At 68.9% G+C, this 18,799-nt stretch carries 15 protein-coding genes; 4 read left to right on the forward strand and 11 right to left on the reverse strand.

Going from position 1 to position 18,799, the window contains the following annotated elements:
* Positions 1–20: 20 nt before the first annotated feature.
* From tal to pgl, 4 genes are read left to right on the forward strand one after another with little or no spacing between them, the layout of a single operon-like run.
* Positions 21–1,139: a transaldolase gene (tal, locus tag ABXJ52_RS08780; RefSeq protein ID WP_367040668.1), complete on the forward strand. Its 1,119-nt coding sequence runs from the start codon at positions 21–23 to the stop codon at positions 1,137–1,139.
* On the forward strand, positions 1,136–2,668 hold the full coding sequence (gene zwf / locus ABXJ52_RS08785) for a glucose-6-phosphate dehydrogenase (RefSeq protein ID WP_367048912.1): 1,533 nt from the start codon (positions 1,136–1,138) through the stop codon (positions 2,666–2,668). Before tal ends, zwf begins: the two co-directional genes overlap by 4 nt.
* On the forward strand, positions 2,665–3,693 hold the full coding sequence (gene opcA / locus ABXJ52_RS08790; protein WP_367040670.1) for a glucose-6-phosphate dehydrogenase assembly protein OpcA: 1,029 nt from the start codon (positions 2,665–2,667) through the stop codon (positions 3,691–3,693). The genes zwf and opcA overlap by 4 nt, the downstream gene beginning before the upstream one ends.
* A complete protein-coding gene (pgl, locus tag ABXJ52_RS08795; RefSeq protein ID WP_367040672.1) occupies positions 3,690–4,469 on the forward strand; it encodes a 6-phosphogluconolactonase in 780 nt (259 codons plus the stop codon). Before opcA ends, pgl begins: the two co-directional genes overlap by 4 nt.
* 70 nt (positions 4,470–4,539) lie before the next feature.
* On the opposite strand, the gene pgi is transcribed toward pgl, so the two are convergent.
* The 11 genes from pgi to uvrC form a co-directional block, all read right to left on the reverse strand.
* The gene (gene pgi, locus ABXJ52_RS08800) at positions 4,540–6,192 is read right to left on the reverse strand and encodes a glucose-6-phosphate isomerase (RefSeq protein WP_367040674.1); all 1,653 of its coding nucleotides are present in this window, start codon (positions 6,190–6,192) and stop codon (positions 4,540–4,542) included.
* Between the two features lie 179 nt (positions 6,193–6,371).
* Complete coding sequence (locus ABXJ52_RS08805; protein WP_363208051.1) at positions 6,372–6,707, reverse strand: RNA polymerase-binding protein RbpA; 336 nt, start codon at positions 6,705–6,707, stop codon at positions 6,372–6,374.
* Positions 6,708–6,901: 194 nt separating this feature from the next.
* On the reverse strand, positions 6,902–7,132 hold the full coding sequence (secG, locus tag ABXJ52_RS08810; protein WP_067430519.1) for a preprotein translocase subunit SecG: 231 nt from the start codon (positions 7,130–7,132) through the stop codon (positions 6,902–6,904).
* 125 nt (positions 7,133–7,257) lie between these two features.
* Positions 7,258–8,034 carry a triose-phosphate isomerase gene (tpiA, locus tag ABXJ52_RS08815; protein WP_367040677.1) on the reverse strand — a complete coding sequence of 259 codons (777 nt, stop codon included), beginning with the start codon at positions 8,032–8,034 and terminating at the stop codon, positions 7,258–7,260.
* Between the two features lie 6 nt (positions 8,035–8,040).
* On the reverse strand, positions 8,041–9,252 hold the full coding sequence (locus ABXJ52_RS08820) for a phosphoglycerate kinase (RefSeq protein WP_367040679.1): 1,212 nt from the start codon (positions 9,250–9,252) through the stop codon (positions 8,041–8,043).
* Between the two features lie 106 nt (positions 9,253–9,358).
* Positions 9,359–10,369: a type I glyceraldehyde-3-phosphate dehydrogenase gene (gap, locus tag ABXJ52_RS08825; RefSeq protein WP_361188387.1), complete on the reverse strand. Its 1,011-nt coding sequence runs from the start codon at positions 10,367–10,369 to the stop codon at positions 9,359–9,361.
* 189 nt (positions 10,370–10,558) lie between these two features.
* Positions 10,559–13,540: a M14 family zinc carboxypeptidase gene (locus tag ABXJ52_RS08830; RefSeq protein ID WP_367040680.1), complete on the reverse strand. Its 2,982-nt coding sequence runs from the start codon at positions 13,538–13,540 to the stop codon at positions 10,559–10,561.
* A gap of 175 nt (positions 13,541–13,715) precedes the next feature.
* Positions 13,716–14,705 (reverse strand): DNA-binding protein WhiA, encoded by a 990-nt coding sequence (gene whiA, locus ABXJ52_RS08835; RefSeq protein ID WP_367040681.1) that lies wholly within the window; start codon positions 14,703–14,705, stop codon positions 13,716–13,718.
* A complete protein-coding gene (yvcK, locus tag ABXJ52_RS08840) occupies positions 14,696–15,703 on the reverse strand; it encodes a uridine diphosphate-N-acetylglucosamine-binding protein YvcK (RefSeq protein ID WP_367040683.1) in 1,008 nt (335 codons plus the stop codon). The genes whiA and yvcK overlap by 10 nt, the downstream gene beginning before the upstream one ends.
* On the reverse strand, positions 15,700–16,635 hold the full coding sequence (rapZ, locus tag ABXJ52_RS08845) for an RNase adapter RapZ (protein ID WP_367040684.1): 936 nt from the start codon (positions 16,633–16,635) through the stop codon (positions 15,700–15,702). Before rapZ ends, yvcK begins: the two co-directional genes overlap by 4 nt.
* On the reverse strand, positions 16,632–18,758 hold the full coding sequence (gene uvrC, locus ABXJ52_RS08850; protein WP_367040686.1) for an excinuclease ABC subunit UvrC: 2,127 nt from the start codon (positions 18,756–18,758) through the stop codon (positions 16,632–16,634). Before uvrC ends, rapZ begins: the two co-directional genes overlap by 4 nt.
* Between the last annotated feature and the right edge of the window lie 41 nt (positions 18,759–18,799).

Consider the following 18,799-nt stretch of genomic DNA (forward strand, 5'->3'; position numbering starts at 1 on the left):
CAAGTAGGAGATGTAACCCCATGACAGACGCACTCAAGCGCCTCTCCGACGAAGGCGTCGCGATCTGGCTGGACGACCTGTCGCGCAAGCGGATCACGTCCGGCAACCTCGCCGAACTGATCGACCAGAGCCACGTGGTGGGTGTCACCACGAACCCGTCGATCTTCCAGAAGGCGATCTCGCAGGGCGACGGTTACGACCAGCAGCTCTCCGACCTCGCCTCGCGCGGTGTCACCGTCGAAGAGGCCATCCGCATGATCACGACGGCGGACGTCCGTGACGCCGCCGACATCCTGCGCCCGGTCTTCGACGCGACGGGCGGCCAGGACGGCCGCGTGTCGATCGAGGTCGACCCGCGCCTGGCGCACAACACGAAGTCGACGGTCGCCGAGGCCAAGCAGCTCGCCTGGCTGGTGGACCGCCCGAACACGCTCATCAAGATCCCGGCGACGAAGGCGGGCCTGCCCGCGATCACCGAGGTCATCGGCAGGGGCATCAGCGTGAACGTGACGCTGATCTTCTCGCTCGAGCGCTACCGCGAGGTCATGGACGCGTACCTGGCGGGCCTGGAGAAGGCGAAGGCCGCGGGCCTGGACCTCTCCAAGATCCACTCGGTGGCGTCCTTCTTCGTGTCCCGCGTGGACACCGAGATCGACAAGCGCCTGGACGCGCTCGGCACCGACGAGGCCAAGTCCGCCAAGGGCAAGGCCGCGCTCGCCAACGCCCGTCTCGCGTACGAGGCGTACGAGGAGGTCTTCTCCTCCGACCGCTGGGCCGCGCTCGACAAGGCGCAGGCCAACAAGCAGCGTCCGCTGTGGGCATCGACCGGCGTCAAGGACCCGGCGTACAAGGACACCCTGTACGTCGACGACCTGGTCGCGCCGAACACGGTGAACACGATGCCGGAGGCGACCCTGGAGGCCACCGCCGACCACGGCCAGATCACGGGCAACACCGTGGCCGGGACGTACGACGCGGCGCGCGGTGAGATCGAGGCCGTCGAGAAGCTCGGCATCAGCTACGACGACGTGGTGCAGCTGCTCGAGGACGAGGGCGTCGAGAAGTTCGAGGCGTCCTGGAACGACCTGCTCAAGTCCACCGAGGCGGAGCTCAAGCGCCTCACCCCTTCGGAGGGCTGACCACCTTGTCAAGCAGCAATCCGCTGCGTGACGCCGCAGACCGACGGCTCCCGCGTATCGCGGGGCCGTCGGGCCTGGTCATCTTTGGCGTCACGGGCGATTTGTCCCGTAAAAAGCTGATGCCCGCTGTCTACGACCTCGCCAACCGAGGGCTGCTGCCGCCGGGCTTCTCGCTCATCGGCTTCGCCCGTCGCGACTGGGAGGACGAGGACTTCGCCCAGGTCGTCCATGACGCGGTCAAGGAGCACTCGCGCACGCCGTTCCGCGAGGAGGTCTGGCAGCAGCTCATCCAGGGGATGCGTTTCGTCCAGGGCAACTTCGACGACGACGCCGCCTTCGAGCAGCTCAAGGCCACCATCCAGGACCTCGACAAGGCGCAGGGCACGGGCGGCAACTTCGCCTTCTACCTCTCCGTGCCGCCGAAGTTCTTCCCCCAGGTCGTCCAGCAGCTCAAGAAGCACGGGCTCGCGGACGCCCCCGAGGGCTCCTGGCGCCGCGGCGTCATCGAGAAGCCCTTCGGGCACGACCTGGCGTCGGCCCGGGAGCTCAACTCGATCGTGCACGAGGTGTTCGCCCCGGACCAGGTGTTCCGGATCGACCACTACCTCGGCAAGGAGACCGTTCAGAACATCCTGGCGCTCCGCTTCGCCAACCAGATGTTCGAGCCGATCTGGAACCGGTCGTACGTGGACCACATCCAGATCACCATGGCCGAGGACATCGGCATCGGCGGCCGGGCCGGCTACTACGACGGCATCGGCGCCGCCCGTGACGTCATCCAGAACCACCTGCTCCAGCTGATGGCGCTCACCGCGATGGAGGAGCCCGCCTCCTTCGACGCGGACGCGCTGGTCGCCGAGAAGGCGAAGGTCCTCGGCGCCGTGAAGCTGCCCAAGGACCTCGGCGAGAGCACGGTCCGCGGGCAGTACGCCGCGGGGTGGCAGGGCGGCGAGAAGGCCGTCGGCTACCTCCAGGAAGACGGCATCGACCCCAAGTCGAAGACCGACACCTACGCGGCCATCAAGCTGGAGGTGGACAACCGCCGCTGGGCGGGCGTCCCCTTCTACCTCCGTACGGGCAAGCGCCTTGGCCGCCGTGTCACCGAGATCGCGGTCGTCTTCCAGCGCGCGCCCCACTCCCCCTTCGACCACACGGCGACGGAGGAGCTGGGCCACAACGCGATCGTCATCCGCGTCCAGCCCGACGAGGGAATCACGGTGCGGTTCGGCTCGAAGGTGCCCGGCACCTCCATGGAGATCCGCGACGTGTCGATGGACTTCGCGTACGGCGAGTCCTTCACCGAGTCCAGCCCGGAGGCGTACGAGCGCCTGATCCTGGACGTCCTGCTCGGCGACGCCAACCTCTTCCCGCGCACGGAGGAGGTCGAGCTGTCCTGGAACATCCTCGACCCGATCGAGGAGTACTGGGACAAGCACGGCAAGCCCGCGCAGTACCCGTCCGGGACCTGGGGCCCGTCCGAGGCGGACGAAATGCTCGCACGAGACGGACGGAGCTGGCGTCGCCCATGAGGATCGACCTGACGGACACCACTTCCAGCAAGATCAACAAGGCGCTCGTGAAGGGCCGCAGGGCGATCGGCTCCCCGGCCGTCGGCATGGTCCTCACCCTCGTCATCGTCACCGACGAGGAGAACGCCTACGACGCCCTGAAGGCCGCCAACGAAGCGTCCCGCGAACACCCCTCGCGCACCCTGGTCGTCATCAAGCGCGCCGCGCGCTCGCCCCGTGACCGCACGACGTCGCGCCTCGACGCCGAGGTACGGGTCGGCGCGGACGCGGGCACCGGCGAGACGGTGATCCTGCGGCTCTACGGCGAGGTCATCAACCACGCCCAGTCGGTCGTCCTGCCGCTGCTGCTTCCCGACGCCCCCGTGGTCGTGTGGTGGCCGGTGAACGCCCCGGCCGACGCTGCCAACGATCCGCTCGGCGCCCTGGCTCAGCGCCGTGTCACGGACTCGTACGCGGCCGAGGACCCGATCCGCGAGCTGACCGCCCGCGCCGAGTCCTACCACCCCGGCAGTACGGACCTGGCCTGGACCCGGATCACCCCGTGGCGCTCGATGCTCGCGGCGGCTCTCGACCAGATCGCCTGCAAGGTGACCTCGGTCGAGGTGGAGGGCGAGGAGTTCAACCCGAGCTGCGAGCTGCTCGCCATGTGGCTCGCGGACCGCCTCCACGTCCCCGTGAAGCGCTCGCTGTCCGCGGGCCCCGGCCTCACCGGCGTACGCATGGACACCGACTGCGGTCCCATCGTGCTCGGCCGGGCCGACGGCTCGCTGGCCACGCTCTCCGTCCAGGGCCAGCCCGACCGCGCGGTGGCGCTCAAGCGCCGCGAGACGGCTGAGCTGATCGCCGAGGAACTGCGCCGTCTCGACCCGGACGACACCTACGCGTCCGCGCTGAAGTACGGCGTGGAACGCCTGGGCGAGTACGCGGCGGAAACCGCGGTTCCCGCGGTGGAGGAGCCCGCGGAAGCGGCGAAGAAGAGCGCTCCCGCGAAGAAGGCCCCGGCCAAGAAGGCGGCGGCGAAATGAGCGCGGCCCCGCAGCTGGTGGTGCACCGCGACAAGGAGCTGATGGCGCAGGCCGCGGCGGACCGCCTCATCACGAAGATCGTCGACGCGCAGGCCGCCCGCGGCTTCGCGTCGGTGGTCCTCACCGGCGGCCGCAACGGCAACGGCCTGCTCGCGGCGCTGGGTTCGTCCCCGGCGAAGGACGCGATCGACTGGTCGCGCCTTGACCTGTGGTGGGGCGACGAGCGCTTCCTGCCGGACGGCGACCCGGAGCGCAACTACACCCAGGCCAAGGAGGCACTGCTCGACTCGGTGCCGCTGAACCCGGCCCGGGTGCATCCGATGCCCGCGTCGGACGGCGCGTACGAGGTGGACGCGGCCGCCGGAGTCTACGCGGCCGAGCTCACCGCGGCCGCGGGGCCCGAGGACCATGGCCCGGTGCCGACGTTCGACGTGCTGATGCTCGGCGTCGGCCCGGACACCCATGTCGCCTCGCTCTTCCCGGAGTTGCCCGCGGTCCGCGAGACGGAGCGGACGGTGGTCGGCGTGCACGGCGCTCCCAAGCCGCCGCCCGTGCGCATCACGATGACGCTCCCGGCGATCCGCTCGGCCCGTGAGGTGTGGCTGCTCGCGGCGGGCGAGGACAAGGCGAACGCCGCGGCGATCGCCCTGTCGGGCGCGGGCGAGGTACAGGCGCCCGCGGCGGGCGCGTACGGCAGGTCGCGGACGCTGTGGCTGCTCGACGCCGCGGCGGCCTCGCAGCTGCCGCGCGACCTGTATCCACCGGCTTCTCCCTGAGGTTCATGCACAGCCGTACGGCCCGGCCCACCTCCTCGGAGGCGGACCGGGCCGTACGGCTTTCAGCGGCTCAACGCCCGCGCAGGTCCCGATACTTGGCGACCAGCGCAGTCGTGGACCCGTCGAGGTCGGGTACGTCCGCACCCTCCGTCAGGGCGGGCTCGATGCGCTTGGCGAGCACCTTGCCGAGCTCGACACCCCACTGGTCGAACGAGTCGATGTTCCACACGGCGCCCTGCACGAACACCTTGTGCTCGTAGAGCGCGATGAGCTGGCCGAGAACCGACGGTGTCAGCTCCTTGGCGAGGATCGTCGTCGTGGGGTGGTTGCCCTTGAACGTCTTGTGCGGGACGAGTTCCTCGGACACGCCCTCGGCCCGCACCTCGTCGGGCGTCTTGCCGAAGGCCAACGCCTGCGTCTGCGCGAAGAAGTTGGCCATCAGGAGGTCGTGCTGGGCGACCAGACCGGGCAGCAGGTCGGCGACGGGCTCGGCGAAGCCGATGAAGTCGGCCGGAATCAACTTCGTGCCCTGGTGGATGAGTTGGTAGTACGCGTGCTGGCCGTTGGTGCCCGGGGTGCCCCAGACGACCGGGCCCGTCTGCCAGTCGACCGGCTCGCCGTCACGGCCCACCGACTTGCCGTTGGACTCCATGTCCAGCTGCTGGAGGTAGGCGGTGAACTTGGAGAGGTAGTGCGAGTACGGCAGGACCGCGTGCGACTGGGCGTCGTGGAAGTTGCCGTACCAGATGCCCAACAGGCCGAGCAGCAACGGCACGTTGGACTCGGCGGGCGCGGTGCGGAAGTGCTCGTCGACGAGGTGGAAGCCGGCCAGCATCTCGCGGAACGCGTCCGGTCCGATCGCGATCATCAGCGAGAGACCGATCGCCGAGTCGTACGAGTAACGGCCGCCGACCCAGTCCCAGAACTCGAACATGTTGGCCGTGTCGATGCCGAAGTCGGAGACCTTCTCGGCATTCGTCGACAGGGCCACGAAGTGCTTGGCGACGGCGCTCTGGTCGGCGCGCAGGCCGGTCAGGAGCCAGTCGCGCGCCGAGGTGGCGTTCGTGATGGTCTCGATCGTCGTGAACGTCTTCGACGCGATGACGAACAGCGTCTCGGCCGGGTCCAGGTCACGCACGGCCTCGTGCAGGTCGGCGCCGTCGACGTTCGACACGAATCGCACGGTGAGGTCGCGGTCGGTGAAGGAGCGCAGCGCCTCGTACGCCATGGCGGGGCCGAGGTCCGAGCCGCCGATGCCGACGTTCACGATGTTCTTGATGCGCTTGCCGGTGTGCCCGGTCCACTCGCCGGAACGGACCTTGTCCGCGAAGGCGCTCATCTTGTCGAGCACGGCGTGCACGGCCGGCACGACGTTCTCACCGTCGACCTCGATCACCGTGTCCCGCGGGGCGCGCAGCGCCGTGTGCAGGACGGCGCGGTCCTCGGTGGTGTTGATCTTCTCGCCGCGGAACATGGCGTCCCGCAGACCGAAGACGTCGGTGGCCGCGGCGAGCTCGCGCAGAAGCGTCAGCGTCTCGTCCGTGACGAGGTGCTTGGAGTAGTCGACGTGCAGGTCGCCGACCTGGAGTGTGTATGCCGTGCCGCGCGCCGGATCCTCGGCGAAAAGATCACGCAGCTGCACCTCCCCCAGCTGCTCCCGGTGCTTGCCGATCGCCGCCCATTCGGGCGTCTGGTTGAGCCTGGCGCGGCTTTCTGCGTTCATCTCGGACTTCAGCCTTCTCTCGTACCTGTGTACGTACCTTGCCCCGCTGCACGTTCCAACCTAATTGATCAGGGCCCGATATGAGATCTCTGAAGCTGTCTGTCCGCACACGTGCCGGTAAACGCCGCATGAAAGCACAGCGGCCGGACATCCACTGATGTCCGGCCCTTCTCAACGCTCTAGATCTCGCCCCGTAGTTTTGCCAGCGCCTCCGCGAGAATCGCCTCGCCGTCCGCGTCGGTGCGCCGCTCACGTACATACGCGAGGTGCGTCTTGTACGGCTCGGTGCGGGGTGGGTCCGGCGGGTTGTCCCGGTCCTGACCTGCGGGGAAGCCGCAGCGAGGGCAGTCCCAGGTATCGGGGACCTGCGCGTCGCTGGCGAAGCTGGGCACCGTCTCGTGTCCGTTGGAGCACCAGAAGGAGATGCGCAGACGCGGCGCGGACTCACCGCGCTCGGCCTCGCCCATCGGCCCCGCCCCGACCCGACTTCCTCGGATCGCGTTGCCACTTGCCACGGTCGTAACTCCCCTGCGTGATGGTGCTGCTGCGGGCGCCTCAGTCTACGTAAGGCCCAACGCGCGTCCAGTGTTCGGAGTTACACCCGCACCCCGACACGCAAGCCCCATGATAATCCGCGCCGTGCGGCGCGCACCGTACATGGGGCTTTAGGTGAAGCTTTCGCAAGGTAGCAATCAAGCCGCTTTCGCGGTCAGTTGTTCACCTTCATCAACAGACCGAGCACGACAATGCACGCGAACCAGAGAAGACCGACCACGACAGTGATGCGGTCGAGGTTGCGCTCGGCGACCGACGAGCCGCCGACGGACGACTGCATGCCGCCACCGAACATGTCGGAAAGGCCGCCGCCCTTGCCCTTGTGCATCAGCACAAGGAGCATCATCAGCCCACTGAAGACGATCAGGGCGATCGAGAACCCCATAACCACGGCTGGACCAACTTCCTCGGATCTGAATCGGCTCTGTATCGACGACGGGGGCCGGATGCCTCTTGATGAGAAGCCGTCCGGCCCCCGCAAGGGTACGACGTATCGGCGCTACCGCATACTCACTGGTCGCGGAAGCGGACGATCTTGACGAACTCGTCCGAGTCCAGCGCGGCGCCGCCCACCAGGGCGCCGTCGACGTCGGGCTGCGCCATGATCGCGGCGACGTTGCCGGACTTCACGGAGCCGCCGTACTGGATGCGCACCTTGTCGGCGAGCTCCTGCGAGTACAGCTCGGCGAGGCGGCCGCGGATCGCGCCGCACACCTCCTGGGCGTCCTCGGGGGTCGCGACCTTGCCGGTGCCGATCGCCCACACCGGCTCGTACGCGATGACGATGGACTCGGCCTGCTCGGCGGGGAGGTCCTTCAGACCGCCGTCGAGCTGGGCGAGGGTGTACTGGATCTGCTGGCCGGCCTCACGGATGTCGAGGCCCTCGCCGATGCAGAGGATCGGGGTCAGGCCGTGCTTGTAGGCGGCCTTCACCTTGGCGTTGCAGATCTCGTCGCTCTCGTCGTGGTACTGACGGCGCTCGGAGTGGCCGACGGCCACGTACGTGCACTTCAGCTTGGAGAGCATCGGGCCCGAGATCTCACCGGTGTAGGCACCGGTGTCGTGCGCCGAGATGTCCTGGGCGCCGTACTTGATCTTGAGCTTGTCGCCGTCGACCAGGGTCTGCACCGAACGCAGGTCGGTGAAGGGAGGCAGGACGGCGACCTCGACGGCCTCGTAGTCCTTGTCGGCGAGGGCGAAGGCGAGCTTCTGGACGTGCGCGATGGCCTCGAGGTGGTTGAGGTTCATCTTCCAGTTGCCCGCCATCAGCGGGGTACGCGTAGTCATCAGGTGTCAGTTCTCCAGTGCGGCGAGGCCGGGGAGCGTCTTACCCTCGAGGTATTCGAGGGAGGCGCCGCCGCCGGTGGAAATGTGGCCGAATGCGTTCTCGTCGAAGCCCAGCGTGCGGACGGCCGCGGCGGAGTCGCCACCGCCGACGACCGTGAAGGCCGGGGAGTCGAGGAGGGCCTGGGCGACCGCCTTGGTGCCCTCGGCGTAGTCCGGGTGCTCGAAGACGCCCATCGGGCCGTTCCAGAAGACGGTGGCCGCGTCGGCGAGCTTCGAGGCGTAGAGCTTACGGGTCTCGGGTCCGATGTCCAGACCCTCCTGGTCGGCCGGGATGGCGTCCGCGGCGACCGTGGTGGGGTTGGCCGGAGCCTTGGTCTTCAGGTCGGGGAAGTCGGTGGAGACCAGCACGTCGACGGGCAGGACCAGCTCGACGCCACTGTCCTGCGCGCGCTTGATGTACTCCTTGACGGTCGGGACCTGGTCCTCCTGGAGGAGGGAGATGCCGACCTCGTGGCCCTGCGCCTTCAGGAAGGTGTAGGCCATGCCGCCGCCGATCAGGAGACGGTCGGCCTTGCCGAGCAGCTGGTCGATGACGGCCAGCTTGTCGGAGACCTTGGCGCCGCCGAGCGCGACCACGTACGGACGCTTGACGTCCTCGGTGAGCTTCTTCAGGACGCCGACCTCGGTGGCGATGAGGTAGCCCGCGAAGTGCGGCAGGCGCGCGGGAAGGTCGTACACGGAGGCGTGCTTGCGGTGCACGGCGCCGAATCCGTCGCCTACGTAGACATCCGCGAGGGCGGCGAGCTTGTCGGCGAACTCACCGCGCTCGGTGTCGTCCTTGGACGTCTCGCCCGCGTTGAAGCGGAGGTTCTCGATCACGGCGACCTGGCCGGACTCGAGGCCGTCGACCGCGTCGTGCGCGGCGGGGCCGACGGTGTCCTGGGCGAACGCCACGGGCTTGCCGAGGAGTTCACCGAGGCGCTCGGCGGCGGGAAGCAGCGAGAACGCCGGGTCCGGCGCACCCTTGGGGCGGCCGAGGTGCGAGGCGACGATCACCTTGGCGCCGGCTTCGGCGAGCTTGGTGACGGTCGGCAGGACGGCGCGGATGCGGCCGTCGTCGGTGATGGTGCCGTCGGCGAGCGGCACATTGAGGTCGGCGCGGACAAAGACCCGCTTGCCTTCGACCCCTTCGGCGAGAAGTTCGTCGATCGTCTTCATGACTGGTCCAGGACTCCTTTGGAGGGCTGACGTGCAACAAGGCCCGGACCACGCAGTATTGCGCGGTCCGGACCCTGTGCTCACATCGAGGTGCCTGCTCTGGTGATCAGAGCTGGCCGCCGACGAAGACCGTGAGGTCGACGAGGCGGTTGGAGTAGCCCCACTCGTTGTCGTACCAGCCGAGGATCTTCACCGTCTTGCCCTCCTGGACCATGGTCAGGGAGGAGTCGAAGGTGCAGGAGGCCGGGTCGCTCACGATGTCCGACGAGACGATCGGGTCCTCGGTGTAGAACAGGATGCCCTTGAGGGCGCCGTCGTCGGCGGCCTTCTTGAACGCGGCGTTGACCTCGTCCTTGGTGACCTCGCGCTGGAGGTCGACGACGAGGTCGGTGGCCGAGCCGGTCGGGACCGGGACGCGCATCGCGATGCCGTCGAGCTTGCCCTTGAGCTGCGGAAGGACCAGAGCGGTGGCCTTGGCGGCGCCGGTCGTGGTCGGAATGATGTTCTCGGCGGCGGCGCGGGCGCGACGCAGGTCCGAGTGCGGGAAGTCCAGGATGCGCTGGTCGTTGGTGTACGCGTGGACCGTCGTCATCAGGCCCTTGACGATGCCGAAGTTCTCGTCGAGAACCTTCGCCATCGGCGCCACACAGTTGGTGGTGCAGGACGCGTTCGAGATGACGTGGTGGTTGGCCGCGTCGTACTTGTCCTGGTTGACGCCCATCACGATGGTGATGTCCTCGTCCTTGGCCGGAGCCGAGATGAGGACCTTCTTCGCGCCACCGGCGATGTGCTTCTCGGCGTCGGCCTTCTTGGTGAAGATGCCGGTCGACTCGATCACGATGTCGACGCCCAGCTGGCCCCACGGAATGTCCGCGGGGTTGCGCTCGGACAGCACCTTGATGGTGTGGTTGTCGACCGTGATGGTGTCCTCGGTGTGCGACACCTCGGCCTTGAGACGGCCCAGGATGGTGTCGTACTTCAGGAGGTGCGCCGTAGTCGCGGTGTCACCCAGGTCGTTGACAGCCACGATCTCGATGTCCGCACCCTGCTCAAGCAGCGCCCGGAAGTAGTTGCGCCCGATGCGGCCGAAGCCGTTGATGCCTACGCGGATCGTCACGAACCGATCTCCTCGTTGGTACGCCGGTTTCAGACGCCGGCGAGTTGTATGGGATGTCCCCGACCGCCTCCGACCCTACCTCTCTGATGGCCTTTGGGTGACATCGACAGGGGGTCCGGACGGCACGGTGGCCCGTACCCCCGAGTAGGGAACACGAGCCACCGGGACCACGGTCCTGATTACGCAGCGTCAGCGGCGCAGATGTGCAAGGGATGCGCCCATAAGAGCGGCCCGTTCGGCGTTTCCGGGTACATGCTCGAACCCGAAGCCGAGCAGCACGCTGTCACGCGCTGTGACGGCCGCATGGGGCTTGTAGAGCTCTCCCGTACGGGCCCAGTCACCCGTGATGCCGGGGCTTCCGGGGGGCGCCGGAGCGACGCTCCAGGTGCCCAGTGAGGCCTCGAATCCCTCGGTCTGCGTGGCGTTGCCCCGTATCACGAGCTGGGCGTTGTCGGCAAACAGTCCGCGGCCCCCGCTGGAGGGGTCGGTGACGGAGCTGAGGGAGACCTCGATCGTCTTGCCCGCGTAGGCGCTCAGGTCGAAGGAGACAGGCTTCCAGCCGCCGGAAGACCCGGTGAAGCTGTTCCAGGCCCCGCTGGTGCCGGACGCCGCACAGCCGTCCGCCGACTGCGTCAGGTAGTGCCGCAGGAACGGGTGGCCGTTGATGAAGAACCCGGCTCCGCACTCGGCGGGCACCGCCTGGGACGAGTTGCCGTTCGAGTCCGGCAGCGTCGTCCAGTCGTCGGCGCCGGTGGTGTGCGCCTCCAGCACGCCGTGGTCGTAGCCGGTCTCCAGGTTCCAGTTGAGCGCGAACCGCAGCTGCGGCTGGTCCGCGGCCGTGACCCCGGTCAGGTCGATGGTGCGGGTCAGCCGCTTCCAGTCCTGGTCGGCGTGGGACGCCGAGGCCATGCCCTGGCCCTCGAAGGGTGCGTACGGATTGGCGAGGCCGGGGTAGCTGCCTGCCGCCGCGCTCTTGAACTGCGGGAACTCGTCGACGGGCAGGTTGTCGGACGTGACGGTGTAACGGCCCGCCTTGTCCAGGGGGTTGGCTTCGGCCGCGGCGAGCGGCGTCTTTACGCCGTTCAGCGCGCCGCTGCCGGTGAAGCTGGTGGCGCCGGGTGCGGAGAGACGTTCGTAGGCGCCGAGGTAGTACTGCGCGAAGTCGTCGGTCAGCGCGTCCCCGAGGTCCACGTTGCCGCCCGTGCGTTCACCGGACTCGATCAGCTTGCCGCCCTCGTTGAGGTAGGCGCGCAGGGCGAGTTGGGTGGCCGCCGACGGCACCGGGTCGCCGGTGTGGTGCACGACCGCGGAGAAGTGCGACAGGACGCCGAGCGGGTGCGGGGCGCCCTGCTTGGCGACGTCCCAGACCACAGCGGAACGGCCGTTGGCCTTAAGGGCGTCGACGTACTTCTGGGCCTGCGTCGCGGGAGCGCCTTCCTCGGCGACGACGAGGGTGTTGGCCTTGGCCCGCTCGGTGACGGTGTACGTGAAGTGCGGGCTCTCCGTGCGCCCCTTCTTGGTGCGGCCGCTGAACCACACCTCGACCTTGTCGCCCGCGCGCGCGTCCTCGACCTCGGCGCGGTACTGGTCGAAGTGGATGTTGTCCTCACCGCCGTACGTCTCGCCGCCCTTCCAGGCCTTGAGGTTCTCGTCGTGCGTACGGCCGCCGTTGATCCGGTAGTTGAGCTCCTTGTCGCGCACCGACTTGCGGGCGGTGACGGCGACTTCCTGGTCCCCTCCACGGGCGTACGAGTCCTTGAAGGCGTCCGGCGTGAAATCCGGGGCCTCGATGCCGGTGACGGAGACGGGCTGGTCCGGGTGGAGTGCGGTCTCGGCCACGGCGAGCGCGAACGGGACGTTCTTGGCGAACTCCTGCTGGATCAGCTTCTCGTCGTCCGGGAAGGTGAAGATGGAGGCGCAGTCCTCGGGCTTCCAGGGGTCGTCCGGGTCGATGGCGGAGGCCGTCTGGCAGGTGGACATCTCCGGCGTGAACATCGAGATGCCGTTGATGTTGCCCGCGTGGCCGTCCGCCTCGCCGTTGGTGGTGTAGAGCTCCGATGCGACCTGCGGGTGGTAGCCGGGGACCGCGGGCTTCTCCGGGGTGCCGTTCAGCGCCTTGTAGAGGACGTCGTCCGGGGTCGGCGTGGCGACCTGCCAGCCCACTCCGTAGAGGAGCAGTTCGGCCGCGGAGTGGTAGTTGATCCCGTACGTGAAGCCGATGCGCTTTTGGAAGCGGTCGATCGCCTTGGTCTCGGGCTCGGACATCGGGCCCGTGCCGCGGTAGGTCTCGGACGACGGGTTCGGGGACGAACCCTCGTTGTCATAGCCCCACTTGTAGGCGAAGTTTCGGTTGAGGTCGACGCCGTCGCCTGCCGCGATCTTGCCGTCGCCGTCGATGTCGCGGAGGTTCTTGCGCCACTGGCGGTCGCCGTCGGCGGCGTGCGTGAAGTCGTAGCCGTCGGGGTTGGCGGAGAGCACGAACCACAGCTCGGTGGAGTTCACGAGCTTGGTGACGCGTTTGTCCTTGCCGTAGTTGTCGAGGTAGTGGTGCATCAGGCGGCGGGTCATCTCGGGGGTGATCCACTCGCGCGCGTGCTGGTTGGACATGTAGAGCGTGGAGGGCTTGGAGCCGTCCTTGGACTTCGCCGCACCCTTGGAGAGCTTCAGGGCGAGGATGTCCTGGCCCTTGAGGGTCTTGCCGATGGAGACGACCTTGGTCAGGCCGGGGTGGGCCTGCCCGGTCTTGACGATCTCCTCCTTGAGGCCGCCCTTGCCGCTGTACGGGCGGTACACGCCGTCCCCCGCGGCCTTGAGCTTCTGCTGCGTACCGGCGGAGACCTTCTGCTCGGTGAGCTTCACTCCCTCCCGCTCGACGCCCTTGGCCTGCGCCTCGGTCAGGTAGACCTCGACGCGGGCGGTGCCGCGCTCGCGGGTCCGGCCCGCCAGCTCGTGCGCGTCCTGGCCCGCCTCGACGAGGACCGGGATCTGCTTCTCGGTGACCTGGGCCTCGTAGACCTTCACGGCCGCCGGGTCGTCGGCGGCCGGGGCCTTCGCCCCGCTGTCGGCCTGGGCGTGCGGCACGGCGACGAGACCGCCGACGAGCAGCGCGCCCGCGGCGACGACGGATCTGAAACCGGCTCTGGATCTCTTGGATCTCTCTCTTCGTCTCATGAGTCCCCCTTGCGGTTGTCCGGCACGTTTGTGTGCGAACGCCAGGCTCGTGACACTTCATGATCATGTCAATATGCCGCGAGGTCGGCGCGCGCCGTCGGGCGGAGTGCACAGCGATATGAAAAGCCGCCGGCGCCTCGACGGCTCCGGCGGCTCACAAGACGGGCGACAGCGGTCAGACCGCCATGTTGTCGGCGAGCTCCTCGCTCAGATTGGACTCCGTGCCCGGAATCCCCATGTCCTGCGCCCGCTTGTCCGCCATGGCGAGCAGCCGGCGGATGCGGCCCGCGACCGCGTCCTTCGTCAGCGCCGGGTCGGCGAGCGCGCCCAGCTCCTCCAGGGAGGCCTGCTTGTGCTCCATGCGCAGCCGTCCGGCCGCCGCGAGGTGCTCGGGGACCTCTTCGCCGAGGATCTCCAGGGCGCGCTGCACACGGGCGCCCGCGGCGACGGCCGCGCGGGCCGAGCGGCGCAGGTTGGCGTCGTCGAAGTTGGCGAGGCGGTTGGCGGTGGCGCGCACCTCGCGGCGCATCCGCCGCTCCTCCCAGGCGAGCACCGACTCGTGGGCGCCGAGCCGGGTCAGCAGGGCGCCGATCGCGTCGCCGTCCCGGACGACCACGCGGTCCACGCCGCGCACCTCACGGGCCTTGGCCGCGATCTGCAGCCTGCGCGCGGCGCCGACCAGGGCGAGGGCGGCCTCCGGGCCCGGGCAGGTGACCTCCAGGGACGAGGAGCGCCCCGGCTCGGTCAGCGAGCCGTGCGCGAGGAACGCCCCGCGCCACGCGGCCTCGGCGTCACAGGTGGCCCCCGAGACCACCTGTGGCGGCAGCCCTCTGATGGGGCGTCCCCGGCCGTCCACCAGACCCGTCTGCCGGGCCAGCTGATCACCGCCCGCGACCACCCGTACGACGTAACGCGAGCCGCGCCGCAGCCCGCCGGGCGCCATCACGATCAGCTCCGAGCTGTGCCCGAAGATCTCAAGAATGTCCCGCTTCAGCCGTCGCGCGGCCATCGCCGTGTCCAGCTCCGCCTCGATCACGATGCGGCCGCTCACCAGGTGAAGGCCGCCCGCGAACCGCAGGATGGCCGAGACCTCTGCTTTCCTGCAGCAGGTCCGGGTGACGGGAAGCCGGGAGATCTCGTCCTTCACCGCTGCCGTCATCGCCATGGGCCGATCCTTCCATGCATCCGAAAAATACGGTCGTACGCGGTGGCCAGGAGCTCCGGATCGTGCCTCGGAGTGCCATCGTGCCTGGCCACCGGCGCCAGCTCGACCGTGGCGCCGAGCCGCTTGGCGGCATCGGTGAGTGACTCACGGTCGGGCACGGCGGCGTCGTCGGCCAGCACCACGTCCAGGGCGAGTTTAGGGGCGTGTCGGGCCAAAACCTCCAAATGACGCTGCGGAGAGAACCCATCGGTTTCACCGGGTTGGGGCGCGAGGTTGAGCGAGAGCACCCTGCGGGCCTTCGTCTCGATGAGCGCGTCGAGCAGTTCGGGCACCAGCAGATGGGGGATCACCGAGGAGAACCACGAGCCGGGGCCGAGCACCACCCAGTCCGCGTCGAGCACGGCGGCGACCGCCTCGGGGACGGCCGGCGGGTCGTGCGGGACGACGTGCACGGACTGCACCTCACCGGGGGTGAGCGCCACCGTGGCCTGCCCCCGGACCGTGTCCACCTCGTCCGGGCGCTGCGGGTCGTGCCCCTTGACCAGGGCCTGGAGCTCCAGCGGCACCGCCGACATGGGCAGCACGCGGCCGTGCGCGCCGAGCAGCTTGCCGACCAGGTCGAGGGCCTGGACGTGGTCGCCGAGCTGCTCCCACAGGGCGACGATCAGCAGATTGCCGACCGCGTGCTCGTGCAGGTCGCCCTTGGACTGGAAGCGGTGCTGGATGACGCGGGCCCAGGTCTGGCCCCAGTCGTCGTCCCCGCACAGGGCCGCGAGCGCCTTGCGCAGGTCGCCGGGCGGCAGGACGCCCAGTTCGTCGCGGAGCCGCCCGCTGGAGCCGCCGTCGTCGGCGACGGTGACCACGGCGGTGAGGTCACCGGTGATGCGGCGAAGACCGGCGAGCGAGGCGGACAGGCCCATCCCGCCGCCGAGCGCCACGACCTTGGGCTGAGTGCCCCGCTTGCGGCCCAGACGGTTCAGCCGCAGGGAGGACTTCACTCTCGCCCCATGTCCCGATGGACGAGGACGGTCTCGACGCCCTCGGACACGAGGCGCGCCGCGAGCTTCTCCGACATGGCTACGGAGCGGTGCTTGCCGCCCGTACAGCCGACCGCGATCGTCACGTAACGCTTGCCCTCGCGGCGGTATCCCGCGGCGATGAGCTGGAGCAGCTCGGCGTACCGGTCGAGGAACTCCTTGGCGCCCGGCTGGTTGAAGACGTAACCGGACACCTCCTCGTTCAGCCCCGTGAAGGGGCGCAGCTCCGGCACCCAGTGCGGATTGGGCAGGAAGCGGCAGTCCACGACGAGGTCGGCGTCGACCGGCAGGCCGTACTTGTAGCCGAACGACATGACCGTGGCCCGCAGCTCGGGCTCTTCGTCGCCCGCGAACTGGGCGTCCATCTTGGCGCGCAGCTCGTGCACGTTCAGGCTGGAGGTGTCGATCACCAGGTCGGCGTCGCCGCGCAGCTCGCGCAGGAGCTCGCGCTCGGCCGCGATGCCGTCGACGATGCGGCCGTCGCCCTGCAGCGGGTGCGGGCGGCGGACCGACTCGAAGCGGCGCACCAGGGCGTCGTCCGAGGACTCCAGGAAGACGATCCGCCGGGTGACGTGCTTGGCCTCCAGGTCCGCGAGGGACTGGCGCAGATTGTCGAAGAAGCGGCGGCCTCGCACGTCGACGACGACCGCGATGCGGGCGACGTTCCCCTGCGAGCGGGCGCCGAGCTCCACCATTGTGGGGATCAGCGCGGGCGGCAGGTTGTCGACGACGAACCAGCCGAGGTCCTCCAGACACTTCGCCGCGGTGCTGCGTCCGGCTCCCGACATGCCGGAGATGATCACCAGCTCGGGGATCGCCGTCTCGGCGGCCTCACCCGGCGTGATGGTGCTGCCCGTACTCACTTGCTCGCCGCCTTCGTCGTGCTCGGTCATGTCTCCTGCCCCCGTCGTTCTTCTGAGGTGCCCGCGGTCACGGACTCCTCGTCGTCGCTGGAGAGTCCCGCGCCTGCGGGCTCCTCGTTGTCGCTGGAGGGTCCCGCACCCGCGGGCTCCTCGTCTTCAATGATCTCTCCGGTCGCCGTGTTCACGGCGGGACCGGCCGGAACCGCTCCGGCGAGAGCCGCCACGATCACCTCGGCCGTCTTGCGGCCTATGCCCGGAATCTCGCAGATCTGGTCGATTGTCGCGGATCGCAGCCTCTTCACCGAACCGAAGTGCTTGATCAGCGCCTGCTTGCGGGCGTCACCCAGGCCCGGCACGGCGTCCAGGGGCCCGGCCTTGAAGCGCTTGGCCCGCTTGGCGCGCTGATACGTGATCGCGAAACGGTGCGCCTCGTCGCGTACCCGCTGGAGAAGGTACAGCCCCTCGCTGGTGCGCGGCAGGATCACCGGGTCGTCGTCGCCCGGCACCCAGACCTCTTCGAGGCGCTTGGCGAGGCCGCACACCGCGATGTCGTCGATGCCGAGCTCGTCGAGGGCGCGCTGGGCTGCCGCGACCTGCGGCTGGCCGCCGTCGACCACGACGAGCTGGGGCGGGTAGGCGAAGCGCTTGGGCCGGCCGTCCTCCTCGGTGAGGCTGTTCGTCTCGGCGCTCACCTCACCGCCCACGTCTCCGCTCTCGGCGCCCGTCTCCTTGGGGTCCCACTCGCCCGTCTGTTGCTTGTCGGAGAGGTAGCGCCTGAAGCGGCGCGTGAGCACCTCGTGCATCGAGCGGACGTCGTCCTGGCCCTCGAAGCCCTTGATCTGGAAGCGCCTGTACTCACTCTTGCGTGCGAGGCCGTCCTCGAAGACGACCATCGAGGCCACGACGTCGTCACCCTGCAGATGCGAGATGTCGTAGCACTCGATGCGCAGGGGGGCGCTGTCCAGTTCGAGCGCCTCGGCGATCTCCTCCAGGGCGCGGGAGCGGGTGGTCAGGTCGGATGCGCGCTTGGTCTTGTGCAGCACGAGCGACTGCTGGGCGTTGCGCGCCACGGTCTCCATGAGCGCCTTCTTGTCGCCGCGCTGCGGGATGCGCAGCGAGACGTTCGAACCACGGCGCTCGGTGAGCCACTCCTGGACGGGCTCTACCGGGTCGGGCAGCGCGGGCACGAGGACTTCCTTCGGTACGGAGTCGCCGCTCTCCTCCCCGTACAGCTGCTGGAGGGCGTGCTCGACGAGGTCGCCGCTGGTGACCGCCTCGACCTTGTCGGTGACCCAGCCACGCTGACCGCGCACGCGGCCGCCGCGGACGTGGAAGATCTGGACGGCCGCCTCCAGCTCGTCCTCGGCCAGCGCGATGAGGTCGGCGTCCGTGGCGTCGGCGAGGACGACGGCGCTCTTCTCCATGGCCTTCTTCAGGGCCCCGACGTCGTCGCGGAGACGGGCCGCCTTCTCGTACTCCATGTCCTCGGCGGCGTCCGCCATCTGCCGCTCGACGCGGCGGATGTACGCGCCCGTACGGCCCGCCATGAACTCGCAGAAGTCCTCGGCCAGTTCGCGGTGCTCCTGCGGGGAGACGCGCTCCACGCAGGGCGCGGCGCACTTGCCGATGTAGCCGAGGAGGCAGGGGCGGCCGGTGCGCTCGGCGTTCTTGAAGACCCCGGCCGAGCAGGTGCGGACGGGGAAGACCCGCAGGAGGAGGTCCACGGTGTCGCGGATCGCCCACGCGTGGCCGTAGGGCCCGAAGTAGCGGACGCCCTTCTTCTTGTGGCCGCGCATCACCTGGACGCGCGGAAACTCCTCGTTCATCGTCACCGCGAGGTACGGATAGCTCTTGTCGTCGCGGTACTTGACGTTGAACCGGGGGTCGAACTCCTTGATCCAGGAATACTCCAGCTGCAACGCCTCGACCTCGGTGGAGACCACCGTCCACTCGACGGACGCTGCGGTCGTCACCATCGTGGCCGTACGCGGATGCAGATTGGCGAGGTCCTGGAAGTAACTGTTCAGGCGCTGACGCAGGCTTTTCGCCTTGCCTACGTAGATCACCCGGCGGTGTTCGTCGCGGAACCGATAGACCCCCGGCGAGTCGGGGATCTGTCCCGGCTTGGGGCGATAGCTGGAGGGGTCTGCCATGCTCCACACCCTACTGGCGGGGGCTGACAGTCAGGGTTCGG

Source organism: Streptomyces sp. Je 1-332 (assembly GCF_040730185.1).
In the GTDB taxonomy this organism is placed as follows: domain Bacteria; phylum Actinomycetota; class Actinomycetes; order Streptomycetales; family Streptomycetaceae; genus Streptomyces.

What these genes read in the sequence shown, in the direction of transcription:
- pgl (WP_367040672.1), top strand. Translation starts at nt 3,690, where the DNA reads ATGAGCGCGGCCCCGCAGCTGGTGGTGCACCGCGACAAGGAGCTGATG.
- ABXJ52_RS08830 (WP_367040680.1), bottom strand. Translation starts at nt 13,540, where the DNA reads ATGAGACGAAGAGAGAGATCCAAGAGATCCAGAGCCGGTTTCAGATCC.
- rapZ (WP_367040684.1), bottom strand. Translation starts at nt 16,635, where the DNA reads ATGACCGAGCACGACGAAGGCGGCGAGCAAGTGAGTACGGGCAGCACC.
- ABXJ52_RS08820 (WP_367040679.1), bottom strand. Translation starts at nt 9,252, where the DNA reads ATGAAGACGATCGACGAACTTCTCGCCGAAGGGGTCGAAGGCAAGCGG.
- secG (WP_067430519.1), bottom strand. Translation starts at nt 7,132, where the DNA reads ATGGGGTTCTCGATCGCCCTGATCGTCTTCAGTGGGCTGATGATGCTC.
- tpiA (WP_367040677.1), bottom strand. Translation starts at nt 8,034, where the DNA reads ATGACTACGCGTACCCCGCTGATGGCGGGCAACTGGAAGATGAACCTC.
- tal (WP_367040668.1), top strand. Translation starts at nt 21, where the DNA reads ATGACAGACGCACTCAAGCGCCTCTCCGACGAAGGCGTCGCGATCTGG.
- pgi (WP_367040674.1), bottom strand. Translation starts at nt 6,192, where the DNA reads ATGAACGCAGAAAGCCGCGCCAGGCTCAACCAGACGCCCGAATGGGCG.
- opcA (WP_367040670.1), top strand. Translation starts at nt 2,665, where the DNA reads ATGAGGATCGACCTGACGGACACCACTTCCAGCAAGATCAACAAGGCG.
- whiA (WP_367040681.1), bottom strand. Translation starts at nt 14,705, where the DNA reads ATGGCGATGACGGCAGCGGTGAAGGACGAGATCTCCCGGCTTCCCGTC.
- uvrC (WP_367040686.1), bottom strand. Translation starts at nt 18,758, where the DNA reads ATGGCAGACCCCTCCAGCTATCGCCCCAAGCCGGGACAGATCCCCGAC.